The 18,771-nt window shown below is 71.8% G+C and carries 17 protein-coding genes and 1 tRNA gene; 5 read left to right on the top strand and 13 right to left on the bottom strand.

Annotated elements, in window-relative coordinates; all coding sequences use genetic code 11:
* Positions 1-349: 349 nt before the first annotated feature.
* Complete coding sequence (locus J5X86_RS05820) at positions 350-1,861, top strand: glycoside hydrolase family 30 beta sandwich domain-containing protein (RefSeq protein ID WP_208515736.1); 1,512 nt, start codon at positions 350-352, stop codon at positions 1,859-1,861.
* An 89-nt stretch (positions 1,862-1,950) separates the two neighbouring features.
* On the opposite strand, the gene J5X86_RS05815 is transcribed toward J5X86_RS05820, so the two are convergent.
* A tRNA-Tyr gene (locus J5X86_RS05815) sits at positions 1,951-2,032 on the bottom strand.
* A gap of 189 nt (positions 2,033-2,221) precedes the next feature.
* On the opposite strand from J5X86_RS05815, the gene J5X86_RS05810 reads away from it, so the two are divergent.
* The gene (locus tag J5X86_RS05810; RefSeq protein ID WP_078642890.1) at positions 2,222-2,710 is read left to right on the top strand and encodes a YajQ family cyclic di-GMP-binding protein; all 489 of its coding nucleotides are present in this window, start codon (positions 2,222-2,224) and stop codon (positions 2,708-2,710) included.
* Positions 2,711-2,782: 72 nt separating this feature from the next.
* On the opposite strand, the gene J5X86_RS05805 is transcribed toward J5X86_RS05810, so the two are convergent.
* The 12 genes from J5X86_RS05805 to J5X86_RS05750 all read right to left on the bottom strand — a co-directional run bounded on the left by J5X86_RS05805 (position 2,783) and on the right by J5X86_RS05750 (position 14,840).
* Positions 2,783-3,175, bottom strand: coding sequence for a YccF domain-containing protein (locus J5X86_RS05805; protein ID WP_208515735.1), 393 nt, complete (start codon positions 3,173-3,175; stop codon positions 2,783-2,785).
* On the bottom strand, positions 3,172-4,035 hold the full coding sequence (gene htpX / locus J5X86_RS05800) for a zinc metalloprotease HtpX (protein ID WP_078642888.1): 864 nt from the start codon (positions 4,033-4,035) through the stop codon (positions 3,172-3,174). Before htpX ends, J5X86_RS05805 begins: the two co-directional genes overlap by 4 nt.
* 253 nt (positions 4,036-4,288) lie before the next feature.
* The gene (locus J5X86_RS05795; protein WP_208515734.1) at positions 4,289-5,848 is read right to left on the bottom strand and encodes an NADH-quinone oxidoreductase subunit N; all 1,560 of its coding nucleotides are present in this window, start codon (positions 5,846-5,848) and stop codon (positions 4,289-4,291) included.
* Positions 5,845-7,434 (bottom strand): NuoM family protein, encoded by a 1,590-nt coding sequence (locus tag J5X86_RS05790; protein ID WP_208515733.1) that lies wholly within the window; start codon positions 7,432-7,434, stop codon positions 5,845-5,847. The genes J5X86_RS05795 and J5X86_RS05790 overlap by 4 nt, the downstream gene beginning before the upstream one ends.
* A gap of 3 nt (positions 7,435-7,437) precedes the next feature.
* Positions 7,438-9,456, bottom strand: a complete 2,019-nt coding sequence (locus J5X86_RS05785) for an NADH-quinone oxidoreductase subunit L (RefSeq protein WP_208515732.1) — start codon at positions 9,454-9,456, stop codon at positions 7,438-7,440.
* Positions 9,453-9,854 carry an NADH-quinone oxidoreductase subunit NuoK gene (gene nuoK, locus J5X86_RS05780; RefSeq protein ID WP_078642884.1) on the bottom strand — a complete coding sequence of 134 codons (402 nt, stop codon included), beginning with the start codon at positions 9,852-9,854 and terminating at the stop codon, positions 9,453-9,455. The genes J5X86_RS05785 and nuoK overlap by 4 nt, the downstream gene beginning before the upstream one ends.
* On the bottom strand, positions 9,854-10,438 hold the full coding sequence (locus J5X86_RS05775) for an NADH-quinone oxidoreductase subunit J (RefSeq protein WP_208515731.1): 585 nt from the start codon (positions 10,436-10,438) through the stop codon (positions 9,854-9,856). Before J5X86_RS05775 ends, nuoK begins: the two co-directional genes overlap by 1 nt.
* Positions 10,435-11,118 (bottom strand): NADH-quinone oxidoreductase subunit I, encoded by a 684-nt coding sequence (locus tag J5X86_RS05770; RefSeq protein ID WP_208515730.1) that lies wholly within the window; start codon positions 11,116-11,118, stop codon positions 10,435-10,437. Before J5X86_RS05770 ends, J5X86_RS05775 begins: the two co-directional genes overlap by 4 nt.
* Positions 11,118-12,083, bottom strand: coding sequence for a complex I subunit 1 family protein (locus J5X86_RS05765; protein ID WP_208515729.1), 966 nt, complete (start codon positions 12,081-12,083; stop codon positions 11,118-11,120). Before J5X86_RS05765 ends, J5X86_RS05770 begins: the two co-directional genes overlap by 1 nt.
* A complete protein-coding gene (locus J5X86_RS05760) occupies positions 12,080-13,753 on the bottom strand; it encodes an NADH-quinone oxidoreductase subunit C (protein ID WP_208515728.1) in 1,674 nt (557 codons plus the stop codon). Before J5X86_RS05760 ends, J5X86_RS05765 begins: the two co-directional genes overlap by 4 nt.
* A complete protein-coding gene (locus J5X86_RS05755) occupies positions 13,750-14,427 on the bottom strand; it encodes an NADH-quinone oxidoreductase subunit B (RefSeq protein ID WP_208515727.1) in 678 nt (225 codons plus the stop codon). Before J5X86_RS05755 ends, J5X86_RS05760 begins: the two co-directional genes overlap by 4 nt.
* The gene (locus tag J5X86_RS05750; protein ID WP_093463811.1) at positions 14,418-14,840 is read right to left on the bottom strand and encodes an NADH-quinone oxidoreductase subunit A; all 423 of its coding nucleotides are present in this window, start codon (positions 14,838-14,840) and stop codon (positions 14,418-14,420) included. The genes J5X86_RS05755 and J5X86_RS05750 overlap by 10 nt, the downstream gene beginning before the upstream one ends.
* A 179-nt stretch (positions 14,841-15,019) precedes the next feature.
* Here J5X86_RS05750 and J5X86_RS05745 point away from each other — a divergent pair, with 179 nt between their 5' ends.
* The 3 genes from J5X86_RS05745 to J5X86_RS05735 all read left to right on the top strand — a co-directional run bounded on the left by J5X86_RS05745 (position 15,020) and on the right by J5X86_RS05735 (position 18,701).
* Complete coding sequence (locus J5X86_RS05745; RefSeq protein WP_208515726.1) at positions 15,020-16,252, top strand: sensor domain-containing protein; 1,233 nt, start codon at positions 15,020-15,022, stop codon at positions 16,250-16,252.
* A gap of 272 nt (positions 16,253-16,524) precedes the next feature.
* Positions 16,525-17,868 carry a sensor domain-containing protein gene (locus J5X86_RS05740; RefSeq protein ID WP_208515725.1) on the top strand — a complete coding sequence of 448 codons (1,344 nt, stop codon included), beginning with the start codon at positions 16,525-16,527 and terminating at the stop codon, positions 17,866-17,868.
* Positions 17,869-18,029: 161 nt separating this feature from the next.
* Positions 18,030-18,701, top strand: a complete 672-nt coding sequence (locus J5X86_RS05735; RefSeq protein WP_014054096.1) for a response regulator transcription factor — start codon at positions 18,030-18,032, stop codon at positions 18,699-18,701.
* The last annotated feature ends 70 nt before the right edge of the window (positions 18,702-18,771 follow it).

Below are 18,771 nucleotides of genomic sequence, written 5' to 3'. Positions count from 1 at the left end.
TCTTGAAGCCCCTGCCCACGATCCGCCCTCTCTGTCCTGATACGGGGGAATCACCACCCTAGGAGCGGCCCCACGGAGCCCAGGGCGCGCCACGACGGACGGCCGCCCGTACGGCGGCAGGGGCACTTAATCCACGCCATGAGGTAAGTCGTTCGCGAGGCTTGACGCCCGGCGGCGCGCCTCGGATCATCACAGTCACCGAGCACCGTGAACACACCGGTGCTTCGCTGCTCAGCCGCTCCGCCGCTCCGTTGCCGTGAACACACCGGTCACCGGAGTTTCCCCTTCCTTCTCTCCGGCCGTGACCACACCGGCCCGAGCCTGTCCGTACAGGAAAGGCATCGGTTTCATGAGATCCGTCAGATCCAGATCCCCTCATACCATGCGCACCGCCCTGGTGAGTTCCCTGGCCGCGGTCGCCGTGGCCGCCGGCCCATGGCTGACCTCCCCGGCCGACGCCACGACCGCCGATACCGGCTCGGTCAGGGCCGGCGAGACCGTCAACGTCTATCTGACCACCACCTCCGGATCCGACGGCCGCACCGTCGTGAAGGGCCTGGAGCAGCAGGCGCCCATCCGGTTCGGCTCGGGCGGGGGTGGCAGTGTCACCGTCGACGAATCCAGGACGTACCAGGAATTCTCGGGCGCCGGGGCCTCGTTCACGGACACCGCCGCATGGCTGTTCAACAGCAGCGGCGCACTCAGCCAGAGCACCCGCGACGAGGTGATGCGCAAGCTCTTCTCGCCCACGGACGGCATCGGGGTGAGCTTCCTGCGCAACCCGCTCGGCGGCTCCGACCTGGCCCGTTTCGGTTACACCTTCGACGATGTGCCGGCCGGGCAGACCGACCCCGACCTCGCCAGGTTCTCCATCAACCACGACCTGGCCGACGTCCTGCCGCTGACGAAGCAGGCCAAGCAGCTCAACCCGGCACTGAAGGTCATGGCCTCGCCCTGGACCGCCCCGGCCTGGATGAAGGACAACGACCAGCTCAACCAGGGCTGGCTGGAGGCGCAGTACTACGGCACGTACGCGAACTACTTCGTGAAGTACATCCAGGAGTACCAGAGCCGGGGTGTGCCGATCGACTACGTGACCGTGCAGAACGAGCCCACCTGCTGCGGCGGCTACCCGTCGATGCAGTGGAACGGCTCCGGGCTCAACTACTTCACCAAGAGTGAGCTGCTGCCCAAGCTGGCGACCGCGGGCCTGAAGACCAAGGTGCTCGCCCTCGACTGGAACTGGGACCAGTGGGCGGGCTACGGCGCGCCCGTCGTGGACGACGCCGCCATCCGCAACCACCCGAACTTCGGCGGCATCGCCTGGCACGGCTACGGCGGCAACGTCGGCCAGCAGACGACCGTCCACAACCAGTACCCGAACGTGGACGCCTTCGACACCGAGCACTCCGGCGGCACCTGGATCGCCAATCAGCAGCAGGAGGACATGCACAACCTGATCGACTACACCCGCAACTGGGGCAAGAGCTGGATCAAGTGGAGCCTCGCCGTCGACCAGAACAAGGGCCCGCACAACGGCGGCTGCGGCACCTGCACCGGCCTGGTCACCGTGCACAACGGCGACAGCCAGAGCGGCCGGGTCGACTACACCGTCGAGTACTACACGATGGGCCACCTCACGAAGTTCGTGAAGCCCGGAGCCCGCCGCATCGACTCCAGCGCCAGCTCCACGGTGCCGAACGTGGCCTGGAAGAACCCGGACGGCTCCAAGGCGCTGATCGCCTACAACGACACCGGCAGCCAGCAGACCCTGAAGGTCAACTGGGGCAGCCAGTCCTTCAGCTACCAGCTCCCCGCCCGGGCCTCCGCCACCTTCACCTGGGCCGGCACCCAGTCCTAGGCCCGGCGCGAGACCGCGCCCCCGCTCCACCCTGACACAGCAAACGGCCCCTGGCTGCGTTCCCGCAGTTCAGGGGCCGTTTTCCACTGTGGCGGCGCCAGGATTCGAACCTGGGTAGGCTAAGCCGACGGATTTACAGTCCGCTCCCATTGGCCACTCGGGCACACCGCCTGGGATGTGGCCAGGTGCCCCGCTCTCGCGGCGCTGCTCCCTGGCAACGACGTAAACAATACCTGATGCGCGGGGGTGCTTCGCCACCCGGTTGATCGCCTCTGGATCATGGCCGAGATCGCTAGGCTGGCTGGAGCGGTCCGCTGGGCCGTGCCACTGACGGATCTACGTACGAGGAGCCAACTCAAGATGGCCGACTCCAGTTTCGACATCGTCTCGAAGGTCGAGCGGCAGGAGGTCGACAACGCTCTGAACCAGGCGAGCCGCGAGATCTCCCAGCGCTACGACTTCAAAAACGTCGGCGCCTCGATCGAGTGGTCGGGCGAGCGGATCGAGATGCGAGCCAACTCCGAGGAGCGGGTCAAGGCGATCCTCGATGTCTTCCAGTCCAAGCTGGTCAAGCGCGGGATCTCGCTAAAGGCCCTGGACGCGGGCGAGCCCCAGGCGTCGGGCAAGGAGTACAAGATCTTCGCCTCGCTGCAGGAGGGGATCTCGCAGGACAACGCGAAGAAGGTCGCCAAGATCATCCGCGATGAGGGGCCCAAGGGCGTCAAGGCGCAGGTGCAGGGCGAAGAGCTGCGGGTGACCTCCAAGAGCCGGGATGATCTGCAGGCCGTGATCGCCCTGCTCAAGGGCAAGGACCTGGACTTCGCGGTGCAGTTCGTGAACTACCGGTAGCCGGCACTCGGACCGGTGCGGCAGGGGCGGTGCGGCGTGGCCGTGCCGCCCCTGGTGTTGTCGGCGGGCAGGTCAGCGCTGGCCGAAGGGCTGGTCGGTGGGGACGATGTCGACGCCGAGGGGGGCCAGGGAGATCGGGATGAGCTTGAAGTTGGCCAGGCCCAGGGGGATGCCGATGATCGTGAGGCAGAGGGCGACGCCGGTGAGCAGGTGGCCGAGCGCCAGCCACCAGCCCGCGAGGATGAGCCAGAGGACGTTGCCGACGCAGGAGGCGGCTCCGGCGCCGGGGCGGGGGACGGCGGTGCGGCCGAAGGGCCACAGGGCGAAGCCGGCGATGCGCCAGGAGGCGAGCGCGAGGGGGATGCCGATGATCGTGAGGCAGAGGAGAACGCCGGCGAAGACGTAGAGGATCGCCATCCAGACGCCGGCGAAGATCAGCCAGATGAGGTTCAGGAGGGTTTTCACGGTTGGTGTCCTGCCATCTGCTCGAGTCGTGCGATGCGCTCCCGCATGGGCGGGTGGGTCGAGAAGAGCTTGGCCATGCCCTCACCGGCCCGGAACGGGTTGGCGATCATCAGGTGGCTGGCGGTCTCCAGGCGGGGCTCGGGCGGCAGCGGAAGCTGCTTGGTACCGGCTTCGAGCTTGCGCAGGGCGCTGGCGAGGGCCAGGGGGTCGCCGGTGAGCTGGGCTCCGGAGGCGTCCGCCTCGTACTCGCGGGAGCGGCTCACGGCGAGCTGGATGATGGAGGCCGCGAGCGGGCCGAGAAGCATGATCAGCAGCATGCCGACAAAGCCGGGGCCCTCGTCGTCGTCGGACCGGCCCATCGGGATCAGCCACGCGAAGTTCACCAGGAACATGACGACGCTGGCGAGCGCGCCCGCGATCGAGGAGATCAGGATGTCGCGGTTGTAGACATGGCTGAGCTCATGGCCGAGGACGCCGCGCAGCTCGCGCTCGTCCAGCAGCCGCAGAATGCCGTCGGTGCAGCAGACCGCCGCGTTACGGGGGTTGCGGCCGGTCGCGAAGGCGTTGGGGGCCTCGGTCGGGGAGATGTAGAGCCGGGGCATCGGCTGGCGCGCTGCCGTGGAGAGCTCGCGCACCATGCGGTACAGCCCTGGTGCCTCGAACTCGCTGACGGGGCGGGCGCGCATCGCGCGCAGGGCCAGCTTGTCACTGTTCCAGTAGGCATATGCGTTGGTCCCGAGTGCGACGACGACCGCGATGATCAGCCCGGTGCGGCCGAAGAGGCTGCCGATGAGGATGATGATCGCGGACAGACCACCGAGGAGTACGGCGGTCTTCAGCCCGTTGTGCCGGCGGTGCACTGTGTGCCCTCCCGTTGTGCCGCAGGGGAACGCTTTGCCTGGTGTCTCCACCTTCCAGTGGACCCTCCTGAAAAAGTCAACGCCAGGCGAAGGGCACCAGTTCCCTTGTGCACACGGGTGCGGGCGCGCGGCCGGTGCCGACGGCGCGCGAGGCCGGTGCGACGGCCCGCACGGCCGGTGGCCGATGACCGAGTTGAGGCCGATGGCGGCCGTAAGTAAGGCGACCGGAGGCCCGCGGCGGACGCGGGAGCGGTTACAGCAGGGTGTCCGAGGCGAACCGCAGGACGAGCTGCGGGGCGCCGGAGAGGGCGATGCCGACGACCGCGGTGAGGCCGATGGCGGCCGTAAGGGGAACGGCGCGCGGGCGGGCGACGGCCGCCCCGGTGGCGGGTGCGGGCTCCGCCCCGGCGGCGGGCTCGGGGGCGCGGAAGAGCACCGCCGTCCACTGGAGGTAGTAGTAGAGCGCCACGACCACGTTGAGCGCCATCACCACCGCGAGCCAGCCCAGCCCCGCGTCCACGGCCGCCGAGAAGACGGTCACCTTCGCGAAGAGCCCGATGACGCCCGGGGGCAGCCCGGCCAGGCACAGCAGGAAGAAGCCCAGGGCCAGGGCGGCGGCCGGGCGGGCCGCGTACAGCCCGCGGTAGTCGGTGAGGCGGTTGGCCGGGCTCGTACGGGCCACCAGGGCGGCCACGGCGAAGGCGCCGAGGTTCACGGCCGCGTACATCAGGGCGTACGCGACGGTGGAGCCGATGGCGCGGGAGGCGTCCTTGTCGGAGTCGGCGTAACCGGCCGCGGCGATCGGGACCAGCAGATAGCCCGCCTGGGCGACGGAGGACCAGGCGAGCAGGCGTACGGCGCTGAAGGCGCGCTCCGGGCGCTGGCGCAGCGCCGCGGCGTTCCCCGCGGTCATGGTGAGGGCGGCCAGGACGGCGACGGCAGGGCCCCACACATCGGAGTACGAGGGGAAGGCGAGGACGGTCACCAGGATGAGGCCGGAGAAGCCGACCGCCTTACCGACGACCGATAGATACGCCGCGACGGGCACGGGGGCGCCGACGTAGGTGTCGGGCACCCAGAAGTGGAAGGGCACGGCGGCGGTCTTGAACGCGAAGCCCACCAGGGTGAGCACGACCCCCGCCTGGGCGAGCGTGTCGAGCCGCGGGTCGACATGGGTGAGGGCGTCGGCGATCCGGGACAGATGGAGGCTGCCGGTGGCGGCGTAGACGAAGCTGACGCCGAGCAGCATCACGGCGGTCGCGGTGACCGAGGAGAGGAAGAACTTCAGCGCGGCCTCGGAGGACAGGCGGTCGCCGCGGCGCAGGCCCACGAGGGCGAAGGCCGGGAGCGAGGCCACCTCGAGGGCGATGACCAGCGTCGCCAGATCACGGGATGCGGGCAGCAGGGCCGCCCCGGCCGCCGAGGACAGCAGCAGGAACCAGAACTCGCCCGCGGGGAGTTTGAGGTCGTCGAGGGCGCTGAAGGACAGCAGCCCGGTGAGCAGCGCCCCGCCGAGCACGAGGAACTGGATGACGAGGGCGAAGGTGTCGGCCGTATAGCTGCAGGCGTGGGCGCCGCTGGTCAGGCAGAAGGTGGAGCGGTCGCCGTCCAGCAGCGGCAGCAGGGCGAGCGCGGCCAGGGCCAGTCCCGCTATCGCTCCCCAGCCCAGCAGATGCTTCCTGCGCTCGGGCAGGAAGAGGTCCGCGACGAGGACGGCGAGGCCGGCCAGGGCCGCGATGGTGGGCGGTGCGACGGCGAGCCAGTCGACGGACTGGACGAGGCTGGTGGCCAGGCTCGTGGCGTTCGCAGTCATCGGTTGCCTCCCGCGAGGAGCTGCTGCACGGCCGGGTCGGTGAGGCCGAGGAGGGCCGCGGGCCACAGTCCGGCGAGGACGGTGAGTGCCACCAGGGGGCTCCAGGCGGCGAGTTCATGGCCGTGGACGTCGGCGAGGGCGGGCCGCGCGGGCTCGGTCCCGGTGCGGGGCTCGATCGGATGGTCGCCCATGCAGACGCGCCGTACGACGATGAGCATGTAGGCGGCGGTGAGCAGGGTGCCGAGGCCGGCGAACGCCATATAGGTGAGATACGCCGGGCGGCTGAGCCCGTCGGCGGGGTCGAAGGCCCCGAACATGGCGAGCATCTCGCCCCAGAACCCGGCGAGTCCGGGCAGCCCCAGGGAGGCCACGGCGCCGAAGGCGAGCAGTCCGCCGAGGCGCGGCGCCCTGCCGTACAGGGCGGCGCCGCTGGTGCCCGCGAGCTGGTCGAGGTCGGTGGTGCCGGAGCGGTCCTTGAGGGCGCCGACGAGGAAGAAGAGCAGCCCGGTGATCAGGCCGTGGGCGATGTTGGCGAAGAGCGCGCCGTTCACCCCGGTGGGGGTGAGGGTCGCGATGCCCAGCAGCACGAAGCCCATATGGCCGACGGAGGAGTAGGCGATCAGGCGCTTGAGGTCGCCCTTGGCGCCGGTGCGGGCCAGGGCGAGGCAGGCGAGCGATCCGTAGATGATGCCGACCACGGCGAACGCGGCGAGGTAGGGCGCGTAGGTGTGGGCCGCCCCGGGGGTCATCGGCAGCACGATGCGGACCAGCCCGTAGGTGCCCATCTTGAGCAGCACGCCCGCCAGCAGCACCGAGCCGACGGTGGGGGCGGCGGTGTGGGCGTCGGGCAGCCAGCTGTGCAGCGGCCACATGGGGGCCTTGACGGCGAGTCCGACGATGATCGCGAGGGCCGCGATGAGCTGGGTGGTGTGGGTCAGCTTCGCGCCGTTGTCAGTGGCGAGTGCCACCATGTCGAAGGTGCCGCCCTTGACCCCGATGAGGAGGAGGCCGAGCAGCATGACGACGGAGCCGAGCAGCGTGTAGAGGATGAACCGCCAGGCGGCGCGCTCTCGTTCGCCGCTGCCCCACCGGTTGATGAGGAAGTACATCGGGATGAGGACCATCTCGAACGCCAGGAAGAACAGCATCAGGTCCAGCACCGCGAAGCTGGCCAGGGTGCCGGACTCCAGGAGCAGCAGCAGCGCGACGAAGGCCCTGGGGGACGGCCCGGAGGGCCGGTTGAAGTAGGCGTAGAGCGCGCTGAGGAAGGTCAGCAGCGCGGTCAGCACGAGCAGCGGCAGCGAGACGCCGTCCACGCCGAGGTGGATGCGGATGTCCAGCGCCGGGATCCAGCTGATGTCCGTCTGGGCCTGCATCCTGGCCGGGTGGTCGTGGTCGAAACCGGCGGCCAGGGCGATGGCGGCGGCGAGCACCACTCCGGTGACGGTCACGCCGTGGCGCAGTACGGCCTGGTCCGGTCCGCGGCCGCGCAGCCCGGGCGGGGCCGGGAGCAGGGCGGCGGCGCTGCCGAGCAGGGGGAGCACGACCAGGGCGGCGAGGAGGAGTTGCTGGACGGTGTGGTTCACGGGTCAGGCTCCCGCTGCGACGAGGACGGCGGCCACGGCCAGGACGAGGGAGCCCGCGAGCAGCGCGCCGAGGTAGGTCTGCACATTGCCGGTCTGGGCGCGGCGGACGGCCGCGCCGAGCAGGCGGGGCGCACCGCCCGCGCCGCGTACGTACGTCTCGACGACCTCGCGGTCGAGGAAGCGGACGAGCCGGGCGGCGGCGGCCACGGGCCGGACGAACAGGGCGCTGTAGACGGCGTCGAGGTGGAAGCCGACGGCCGCGTGGCGGTGCAGCGGGCCCAGGAGCAGCCGCCCGGGGTCGGCGGGGTCGCTGGCGCCCGAGATGGAGCCGTAGGCCGCCTCGTGGGTGGCGATGGCCTCGGCCTCGGAGACGGCGTCGGCGGCTTCGGGGTGAGCGGCCACCGCGCCGAGCGGGACGCGGGCGGCCCGGGCCGAGCTGTGCCGCCAGGCGCCGTACATGACGAGGGCGCCGACCAGGGCCAGCCCGGTGCCGAGTACGGAGGTGGTGAGGGTCGGGGTGAGCGTCTCGCCGTCGAACCAGTCGGGCAGCGTGCCGTAGGCGAGGCCGAGGGCGGCCGTGGGGATGAACAGCACCCACAGGACGGCGTTCATGGCCACCGGCTGCTTGCCGTGGTCGGGGACGGGCTCGCCCCGGCCGCGGAAGGCGAGCAGCCACAGCCGGGCCGCGTATCCGGCGGTGAGGAGCGCGGTAAGGAGCCCGGCGAGGAGGACGGTCCAGCCGACGCCCGCCGGGACGCCGGAGGTGTGGCCGGTCGCGGCGTGCTCGGCCGTGCCGAGGACGGCCTCCTTGGAGAAGAAGCCCGCGAAGGGCGGGATCGCGGCGAGCGCGAGCAGCGCGACCGTCATCGTCCAGAAGGCGTCGGGGATGCGCTGGGCGAGGCCGCTCATCCGGGACATGGCCGCGAGGGAGTTGGTCCCGGCGGCGTGGATCACTACGCCCGCGCCGAGGAAGAGCAGCGCCTTGAACGCGCCGTGGGTGATGAGGTGGAAGACGGCGGCGCCGCGGTCGTCGACGGCCAGCGCGCCCGTCATATAGCCGAGTTGGCCGACGGTCGAGTAGGCGAGGACCCGTTTGATGTCGTCCTGGGCGAGCGCGGCGAGCGCCGAGCCGACCATCGTCACGGCCGCCATGGCGGCCAGTACGGCGAGCGCGGCGGCGGAGGAGGCGAAGACGGGCAGCAGCCGGGCCACGACAAAGACACCGGCGGCGACCATGGTGGCCGCGTGGATCAGCGCGGAGACCGGGGTGGGACCGGCCATCGCGTCCGGCAGCCAGGTGTGCAGCGGGAACTGCGCGGACTTGCCCGCGACCCCGGCCAGCAGCAGCAGCGCGATCAGGGTGGGGTGGTCCAGCGGCACCCCGGCGGTCTCGGAGGTCAGCCGGGTGTGGATCTCGCTGATGCGGAACGTGCCGGTGTCGCCCGCGAGCGCGAAGATGCCGATCAGGAACGGCACGTCGCCGAGCTTGGTGACCAGGAACGCCTTCAGGGACGCCGAGCGCGCGGCCGCGGTCTCCCAGTAGTGGCCCACCAGGAAGTACGAGCAGATGCCCATGATCTCCCAGCCGACGAGCAGCACGATCAGGTCGTCGGAGTAGACGACCAGGAGCATCGCGGCGGTGAAGAGGGAGACGAGCGCGGCGTAGGAGGGGTAGCGGGGGTCGTCCCGCAGATAGCCGGTCGAGTAGATCTGCACACAGCAGGCGACGACGGCGACGAGGACCGCGACCAGGGCGGCGAAGCCGTCGACCTGCAGGGCGAGGTCGATGGGGACCGAGCCGGTGTCGGCGAGCCGGGTCGCGGCGGTGAGCGGGGCCGTACCGCCGCCCGCTCCCCCGCCCTGCCGTACGGCGACGAGCACGGCGAGCCCGGCCGCGGCGAGGGTCGGCAGCACCGCGAGGGGGCGGACGAAACCGGGGGCGCGGCGGCCCAGCAGGAGCCCGGCGACGGCGCCGAGGAAGGGCAGCAGGGGGACGAGAACGGCGGCGGTCGTGGTCGTCACGCGGTCTGCCTCCGGGCGCGTCGTGCCTGGTCGGCGGCGTTGTCAGTGGGGGCTGCCATGCTGTCGTCCATCGGGTCCTGGCCGTCCGACGGGGGGTCGGCCAGGTCCCGGAGCTTGTCGACGTCGGCGGTGCCGCGGTTGCGGTGGACGAGGAGGACGATGGCGAGGCCGATGCCGATTTCGGCGGCGGCGATGGCGATGGTGAAGAGGGTCAGGGCCTGGCCCGCGTGCAGGGTGTCGCGGAGCCAGACGTCGAAGGCGACGAGGTTGAGGTTGACGGCGTTGAGCATCAGCTCGACCGACATCAGCACCAGGATCGCGTTGCGGCGGGCGAGGACGCCGTACAGGCCGGTGCAGAAGAGGAGGACGGCGAGCACGGCGGGGTAGGCGAGGTGCATCAGCGCTTCTCCTTGCCGCTCAGGGCGTCCCGCGGTTCGGCGGTCTTACGGGACAGGACGATCGCGCCGACGAGCGCGGCGAGGAGGAGCACGGACAGCGCCTCGAACGGCAGCACCCAGTGGCGGAAGAGGCTCTCACCGGAGACGGCGGTGGAGCCCTGGACGCCCTTGTCGAGCTCGATCCAGGTGGTCCGGAAGGCGTCCACGACCACCCACACCAGGACGCCCGCGGCGGCCACGGCCACCGCGAGCGCGGCCGGGCGATTGCCCGAATCGGCGTCCGGGGAGGGGCCGATGGGCGCCTTGGTGAGCATCAGCCCGAAGAGGAGGAGGACGACGACGGAGCCGACGTAGATCAGCACCTGCACCCAGGCGATGAACTCCGCCGTGAGCAGGAGGTACTCCACGGCGATGCCGCCGAGCGCCACCACCAGCCATAGGGCGGCGTGCACCAGTTGCTTGGTGGTGACGGTGAGGACGGCCGCGCTGAGGGTCGCGATGCCCACCAGCAGGAAGGCGATCTCGACGCCGGTCGGCGACAGGAACCCGTGGCCGGTGGCGGCCAGGTGGACCGCGGGACTCACGTGGCGGCTCCGTTTCCGTCGGATCCGTCGGTGCCGTCGCTCGCGTCGGTGCCGTCGCTCGCGTTGGGCCCGTTGGTCCCGTTGGGCCCGTTGGTCCCGTCGCCGGCGTCGGAGGCGCGCTCCGCCTCGGCCTGCGCGGCCTCGGCGGCGGCCGCGGCCTCCGCGGCGGCGAGCTTGTCGGCGGCCTTACGGGCGGCGCCGATCTCCTTGGGCTCCTCCGCACGCGGGTCGAGCGCGGGCGGCGCGGGCACCGTCCACATCCACTCGCGGAGCTTGTCCCGCTCATGGGTGAGATCGCGGATGTCCTCCTCCGCGTACTCGAACTCCGGCGACCAGAAGAGCGCGTCGAAAGGACACACCTCAATGCAGATACCGCAGTACATGCACAGGGCGAAGTCGATCGCGAACCGGTCCAGCACATTCCGGCTGCGCTCGCGCCCGCCCGGCGCGGCCGGGGGGACGGTCTCCTTGTGCGAGTCGATATAGATGCACCAGTCCGGGCATTCGCGGGCGCACAGCATGCAGACCGTGCAGTTCTCCTCGAACAGCCCGATCACCCCGCGGGTGCGGGGCGGCAGCTCGGGCTGCGCGTCCGGATACTGCGCGGTGTGCGACTTCCGGGTCATCGTGCGGAGCGTGACGGCCAGGCCCTTGGCCAGGCCGGATCCGGGGATGCCCATCAGGAGATCACCACCTTGACGACGCCGGTGAGGGCGATCTGGGCCAGTGAGAGCGGAATGAGGCAGGTCCAGGCGAACCGCTGGAGCTGGTCCTCGCGCAGCCGCGGATAGCTGACCCGCAGCCAGATCACGACGAAGGCGAGGACGGCCGTCTTCAGCAGCGTCCACAGCCAGCCGAGGCCGTCGGCGAACGGACCGTGCCAGCCACCGAGGAAGAGGACGGTGGTCAGCCCGCACAGGATGACGATGCCCGCGTACTCGGCAAGCAGGAAGAGCGCGAACCGCAGCCCCGTGTACTCGGTGTACGCACCGAAGATGATCTCGGAGTCGGCGATCGGCGCGTCGAACGGCGGGCGCTGCAGCTCGGCGAGACCGGCGGTGAAGAACACCACCCCGCCGACGATCTGCCACGGCACCCACCACCACTCGAACGCCTCGAGGATGCCGGGCAGCGAGACCGTGCCGGCCGCCATCGCCACGGAGGCGGCGGTGAGCAGCATCGGCAGTTCGTACGCCATGAGCTGGGCGGCCGTACGCAGGCCCCCGAGGAGGGAGAACTTGTTCGCCGAGGCCCAGCCCGCCATCAGCGAACCCAGCACCCCGACACCCATTACGGCGAGCACGAAGAAGATGCCCGCGTCCACGACCTGGCCCACGGCGCCCTCGGCGGGGCCGACCGGGATCGCGACGAGGACGAGCAGGTACGGCAGCAGGGCGACGGCGGGCGCGAGCTGGAAGATCCGCCGGTCGGCGCCGGTGGGTACGACGTCTTCCTTCTGCGCGAACTTCACCCCGTCCGCGACGAGCTGGGCCCACCCGTGGAACCCACCCGCGTACATCGGGCCGAGGCGGCCCTGCATATGGGCCATGACCTTGTGCTCGGTCTGCCCCACGAGCAGGGGCAGTACGAGAAAGGCGAGCAGGAGGGCGAGCAGTCGCAGCGCGACGTCGAGGACGTCGTTCACGCGGTGCCTCCTGGCTGGTCGTCGGAGTTGGTGTCGGGGGTGTCGGGGGTGTCGGAGGCGGAGTCGGGTTTCTTGCCGCCGCGTTCGTCTCCGTGTGCCTCGGCCTCCGGCGCCTCCGCTGCCTCCGGCTCGCGCGGGGATTCGGCGTCCTCGTCCCGCGCGGGGCGGGCGTGATGCCAGGGGGCGTCGGACGATCGGGTCCGCGGCGCGGGGCGCCGCGGGTGCGCCGGGGACGCGGATGCAGGCGGTTCGGCCCCGGCGGCGCCATCGGCCGCGGGCGCTTCGGGCGCCGAGGCTTCGGGCGCCGGGGCTTCGGGCGCCGAGGCTTCGGGCGCCGGGGCTTCGGGCGCCGGTGGCTCGGCGGAGGCCGAGGGCTCACCGGCTGCGGCCCGCCGACTGGCGGCCGCGTCCGAGGCCGAGGCTTCCGCCGTCGGCTCCGCACCCGCCGGGCGCTCGGCCGCCGGGGCGGGAGTCTCCCCCGCCGCCCCAGCCCCTGCCGGACGGTCCGCCGCTGGGCGCTCGGCCGCCGGGGTCTGAGAGTCGGCCGTCGACTCGGCGCTTCCCGGACGCTGGACCGCCGGGGTCTGAGCGTCCGCTGCCTCCGCGCCTGCCGGACGCTGGCTTGCCGAGCCCTCGCTCACGCCGCGCGAGCGCCGCGCCGGACGTTCGGCCGCCCGAGTCTGGGCCTCCGCCGTCGGCTCCGCGCCCGCCGGACGCTCCGCCGCCGAGGTATGAGCCTCCTCCCCCGCCTCCGCGCCCGCCGGACGCTGGCTCGCCGAGCCCTCGCTCACGCCGCGCGAGCGCCGCGCCGGACGTTCGGCCGCCGGAGTCTGGGCCTCCGCCGTCGGCTCCGCACCGGCCGGACGCTGGCTCGCGGAGCCGGCTGTCGCGGTGCGGGTGCGGCGGGCGGGGCGCTCGCCTGCGGCGCGGGCGCCGCCGCGGGCCGGGCGGGCCGGGGCGGGGGGTAGCTGGCCCTTGAGGGGGCCCCACTCGTTGGGGTCGGGGACGCCTGGCGGCAGCATCTGCCGTCGCTTGGGGCCGTGGCCGGTACCCGACTCCCCCGGCTCCTTCGCGCCCGGCCACGCCTTGACGACCCGGGCCGCCAGCACGAAGTCCTTGCGCAGCGGATGTCCCTCGAAGCCGTCGGGCAGCAGCAGCGGCGCGAGACCGGGGTGGCCGGTGAAGCCGATGCCGAACATCTCGTGGGTTTCGCGCTCATGCCAGGCCGCCCCGGCATAGACGCCGGTCGCGGTCGGCAGCGCGGCCGCGTCGTGCGGCACGGTGGTACGCACCAGCAGACCGCGCACCGCACGCCCGGCCACACCCGCGCCCCCGCTCCCGCCGAGGGCGACGACGTACGCGGCCACCCGGAAGCCGGTGCCCGGCTCGTCGACCGCGCTCAGCCAGTCGAAGTAGGTGCAGCCGAGGGTGTCGCGGGCCGTCTCCAGCGACGCGATCCAGGAGTCGGCGGGGACGTCGACCGTGAGCAGGTCGTACGCCTCCTCCGCCGTGGCGCCCTCGCCGAACAGCTCGGTGGCGGAACGCGGCAGCCAGCCCACGGGCGGGGCGGCCGCAGCGGGCTCCGCCACCTCCGCGGGCTCGACCGCTGCGGCGGCCTCCGGCGTCCCGGTCCGCTCCGGCGTCTCGTTCGGCTCGTTCGGCTCGGTCATGTCGTGTCTTCCCGCCCCGGAGGCGTGACCAGCCCGCTGCGCAGCGCGGCCGCGGACGGGCGGCCCGAGGCCGTGGATTCGGCACCGCGCCCCGAAGTCCCGTAGCGCTCGCCCAGCGACTCGCGCGCGATCTTCTCCTGGAGCTTGAGGATGCCCTGCAGCAGCGCCTCGGGCCGGGGCGGGCAGCCGGGGACGTAGACGTCGACGGGGATGATCTGGTCGACACCCTTCGTCACGGCGTACGAGTCCCAGTAGGGGCCGCCGCAGTTCGAGCAGGCCCCGAAGGAGATCACGTACTTCGGCTCCGGCATCTGCTCGTACAGCCGCTTGACCGCGGGCGCCATCTTGTCCGTGACCGTGCCGGAGACGACCATCAGGTCGGCCTGGCGCGGCCCCGGCGCGAAGGGGATCACGCCGAGCCGGATGAAGTCGTGGCGGGCCATCGACGCGGCGATGAATTCGATCGCGCAGCAGGCGAGCCCGAAGTTGAAGACCCACAGGCTGTAGCGGCGGCCCCAGTTCAGGACCACCTTCATCGGCTCGGGAGCCAGCCGGGCCAGCGTGCCGAGACGGCGCGGCTCCGGCAGGTCCACCGGAGCGGAGGCGGGGACCGGCGCGGGGACCGCCGCGGCGGCCGGCGTCGGTGTCGGCGTCGGGTTCGGTGTCACGTCCACTCCAGGACGCCCTTCTTCCATGCGTACAGCAGACCTACGGCGAGGAACCCGAGGAAGATGAACATCTCCACCAGCGTGGCGGCCCCGAAGCCGGGCGCCGCGAAGACTGTCGCCCACGGGAACAAGAAGATCGAGTCCACGGCGAAAATCACATACAGAAAAGCGTAGACGTAGTAACGGACCTGGGTGTGGGCCCAGCCCTCGCCCACCGGGTCCACTCCGCACTCGTAGGTCAGCAGCTTCTCCGGCGTCGGCACGACGGGCCGCAGCAGCCGCCCGGCCCCGAAGGCCACGGCGACGAAGATCACGCCGATCGCCGCCAGCAGTCCGACCACCGTATAGCCCTGGAAGTAGCCGTCCGCGAGCTGGACGCCGGCGCCACTCGTGGTGTGTACGGTCGTCGCCTCCGGCACGTCCGCCCTCGCTCCCTGGTCTCGTGGTCCCTGCCCGCTCCTCGTCGACCTCGCGTGTTCGACGATCCGTACGGACGGGAAGTCTAGGCCCTGCCGCCGCCCGTCCGAGCGGCCCGTCCGCCATGCGGTAGGGCTACCCCCATGGCGATCCCCCTGCCGGGCCGGGCAGTCTTGCCGCCATGACCTCCAGTTCCCCCGTCCACGACCCCGACGGCGGCGGCCGTGGCCGCGGCGACGAGCGGCTGCCGCGGCCGCCCGCGTTCGCCTTTCCCGCGCAGACCTGGAAGGAGATCGCCTATCTCCTGGCCAATCTGCTGGTGGGCATTGTCTGCTTCGTCTTCACGCTGGTCTGGCTGGCCGTGGGGCTGGGGCTGTCCGTCACGGTGGTGGGGCTGCCACTGCTGGCCCTGGGGCTGCGCTTCAGCCGGCTCCTCGGCCGGTTCGAGCGGAACCGCGCCAGGTCGCTGCTCTCGGTGCGCATCGATGAGCCCAGCCCCCTGCCGTACCGGCCGGACAGTGGCGTTCTCAGCCGACTGTGGACGAGTCTGCGGGATCCGGTGGGCTGGCGCGCCACGCTGTACGCCCTGATCCGGCTGCCGTGGGCGGTGGTCACCTTCGCTCTCACCCTGACCTCGCTGTTCGTCGCCTGGCCGGTGCTGCCGTGGATCGCCCGGGGGCTGACGCATGTGGACCGGGCGATGGTGCGCGGGCTGCTGTTCCCCTCCGATGAGCTGGAGCGGCGGATCGCCGAGCTGGAGTCGGACCGGGGCACGGTGGTCGACACCGCCGCCGCGGATCTGCGCCGCATCGAGCGCGATCTTCACGACGGCGCCCAGGCCCGGCTGGTCGCCCTCGCCATGGGGCTCGGTCTGGCGAAGGAGAAGCTGGAGGAGGACCCGGAAGCCGCCGCCAAGATGGTCGACGAGGCCCACGGCGAGGTGAAGCTCGCCCTCCAGGAGCTGCGCGACCTCGCCCGCGGCATCCACCCCGCGATCCTCACCGACCGCGGCCTCGGCCCCGCCCTCTCCGCCCTCTCGGCCCGCTGCACCGTCCCCGTCACGGTGAGGGTCGAGTTGCCCGCACGCCCGGCGCCCGCGATCGAGGGGATCGCCTACTTCACCGTCTCCGAACTGCTCCAGAACATCAGCAAGCACAGCGGCGCCCGCACCGCCGAGGTCGACCTGTGGCGCACCGAGGACCGGCTGCTGATCCAGGTACGGGACGACGGACACGGCGGTGCGTCCACCGACGGGGGCACGGGGCTGGCGGGGCTGACGGAGCGGCTGGGCTCGGTCGACGGGCTGTTCGCGGTGGACTCGCCGCCCGGTGGGCCGACCTCGGTGACCGCCGAGCTGCCCTGGCGCCACCGGACGGGGTCGGCGGCGGGCACGGCGGTGACACGTTCCCGGTAAGGCGCCTGACGCCGGAGGGCAGGGCCGGCCCCGGGGGCGAAGAACCTGCCCCCAAAGACAGAGTCGGCCCCCGAAGACAGAGCCGGCCCCCAGCAAGGCCCCTGGCCCCTGGCCCCTGGCCCCCGAAGGTAGGGCTAACCCCCCGGTGAAGAGGCCGATCCGCCCGATGGTCGGGCCGACCGCGCTCCGGGACTCTTGGGTGTACGCAGACGACGCGACCACCTCACCGCGGATCGCGTGACCGACCAGGCTCCCGGAGGACGGACGAGACGATGGCCACCGCATACCGACCCTACGAGCCGGGGACCGAGCCCCGTGGCCATCTGGTGCCCGCGGCACTGAAGGCGCCGTTCCAGGCCCGGGTCTGGCGTGAGTTCCTCTATCTCGTGATCAGCCTGCCGATGGCCATCCTCACCTTCGTCTACACGATCACGATGATCGCGCTCGGCGCCGGGCTGCTGATCACCTTCCTCGGCGTCCCGGTGCTCGGCGCCGCCCTCGCGGGCTGCCGGGCGCTCGGTGTCGTCGAGCGGGCCCGCGCCCGTGCGCTGCTGCGGCTGGACGTGGCCGAGCCCGAGCCCGTCCTCGGCCGGAGGGGTGGCCGCGGGGGCAAGCGCGGGCCGGTCGCCTGGGTGGGCGCGCTGCTCAGGAGCGGCACCTCCTGGCGTCATGTGATCTACGCGCTGATCCATCTGCCGTGGGCGGTCTTCTCCTTCGCTTTCGCGATCGCCTTCACCAGCTACGGCTGGGGCTTCGCGACCTATCCGCTGTGGCGCTGGGTCTTCCCCCGGTACGTGGACGAGCCGGGCCTGCAGGTCTTCGGGGACGACCACGGGCGCGCGTTCTATCTGGACACCCCGTTCGAGATCACCGCGGCCTGTGTCGTGGGTGTGCTGGTCCTGCTGCTGACCCCGTGGGTGATGCGGGCGCTGACCTCGGTCGACCGGATCTTGGTGGCCGGGCTGCTCGGTCCGTCCCGGCTGGCGAGCCGGGTCTGGGAGCTGGAGTCGGACCGGGGCACGGTGGTCGACACCGCCGCCGCGGATCTGCGCCGCATCGAGCGCGATCTTCACGACGGCGCCCAGGCCCGGCTGGTCGCCCTCGCCATGGATCTGGGCCTGGCGAAGGAGAAACTGGACGAGGACCCGGAAGCCGCCGCCAAGATGGTCGACGAGGCCCACGGCGAGGTGAAGCTCGCCCTCCAGGAGCTGCGCGACCTCGCCCGCGGCATCCACCCCGCCATCCTCACCGACCGCGGCCTCGGCCCCGCCCTCTCCGCCCTCTCGGCCCGCTGCACCGTCCCCGTCACGGTGACGGTCGACCTTCCGCAGCGGCCCGCACCCGCGATCGAGGGCATCGCCTACTTCACCGTCTCCGAACTGCTCCAGAACATCAGCAAGCACAGCGGCGCCCGCACCGCCGAGGTCGATGTCTGGCGCACCGAGGACCGGGTGATGCTGCAGATCACGGACGACGGGCAGGGCGGGGCCGGCACCTCCGCCGGTTCGGGTCTGGCCGGGCTGGCCGAGCGGATCGACGCGGTGGACGGGATCCTCGTCGTCAACTCCCCGGCAGGCGGTCCGACCACCGTGACCGCCGAGCTCCCCTGGCGCTGAGGGCGCACGACCCTGCCGGCCGACGCTGAGGGCGCACGACCCCACCGGCCGTACGCCCTCGGCGTCGGCCGGTTCTGTGCGACGCGGGCGGCCCAACCCTGGGATGCTGGTCCCCACGGAACAAGCGAAACGGGGGCCGAGTGGAACGGGGACCGAGCATCGTGCCGGACAGAGTACGGGTGGTCATCGCCGAGGATTCGGTGCTGCTCCGGGAGGGGCTGACCCGGCTGCTGACCGACCGGGGCCATGAGGTGGTCGCGGGCGTGGGGGACGCGGAAGCGCTGATCAAGTCGGTGCGGGAGCTGGCCGACGAGGGCGTGCTGCCGGATGTGGTGGTGGCCGACGTACGGATGCCGCCCACGCACACCGACGAGGGGGTGCGGGCGGCCATCCGGCTCCGCCGTGACCATCCGGGCCTGGGGGTGCTGGTCCTGTCGCAGTACGTGGAGGAGCAGTACGCCACGGAGCTGCTGGCCGGGAACAGCCGCGGCATCGGCTATCTGCTCAAGGACCGGGTGGCCGAGGTGCGCGAGTTCGTGGACGCGGTGGTGCGGGTCGCCGAGGGGGGTACGGCGCTCGACCCGGAGGTGGTAGCCCAGCTTCTGGGCCGCAGCCGCAAGCAGGATGTGCTGGCCGGGCTGACCCCGAGGGAGCGGGAGGTCCTGGGGCTGATGGCCGAGGGGCGGACCAATTCGGCCATCGCCCGGCAGCTCGTGGTGAGCGATGGCGCGGTCGAGAAGCATGTGAGCAACATCTTCTTGAAGCTGGGTCTGTCGCCGAGTGACGGGGATCACCGTCGGGTGCTCGCCGTCCTCACATATCTCAATTCCTGAAAGCAGACTTCCGCGGGCCAAAGCCGGGCCAAAGGCTGAACGGGGGATCAGCGGAAATGACAGCACGGGG

The sequence above is a fragment of the Streptomyces sp. NEAU-YJ-81 genome (assembly GCF_017592595.1).
Classification (GTDB): Bacteria; Actinomycetota; Actinomycetes; order Streptomycetales; family Streptomycetaceae; genus Streptomyces; species Streptomyces hygroscopicus_B.
The sequence above is the reverse complement of the archived record's forward strand: the minus strand, read 5'-3'. Positions and strand labels throughout refer to the sequence as shown.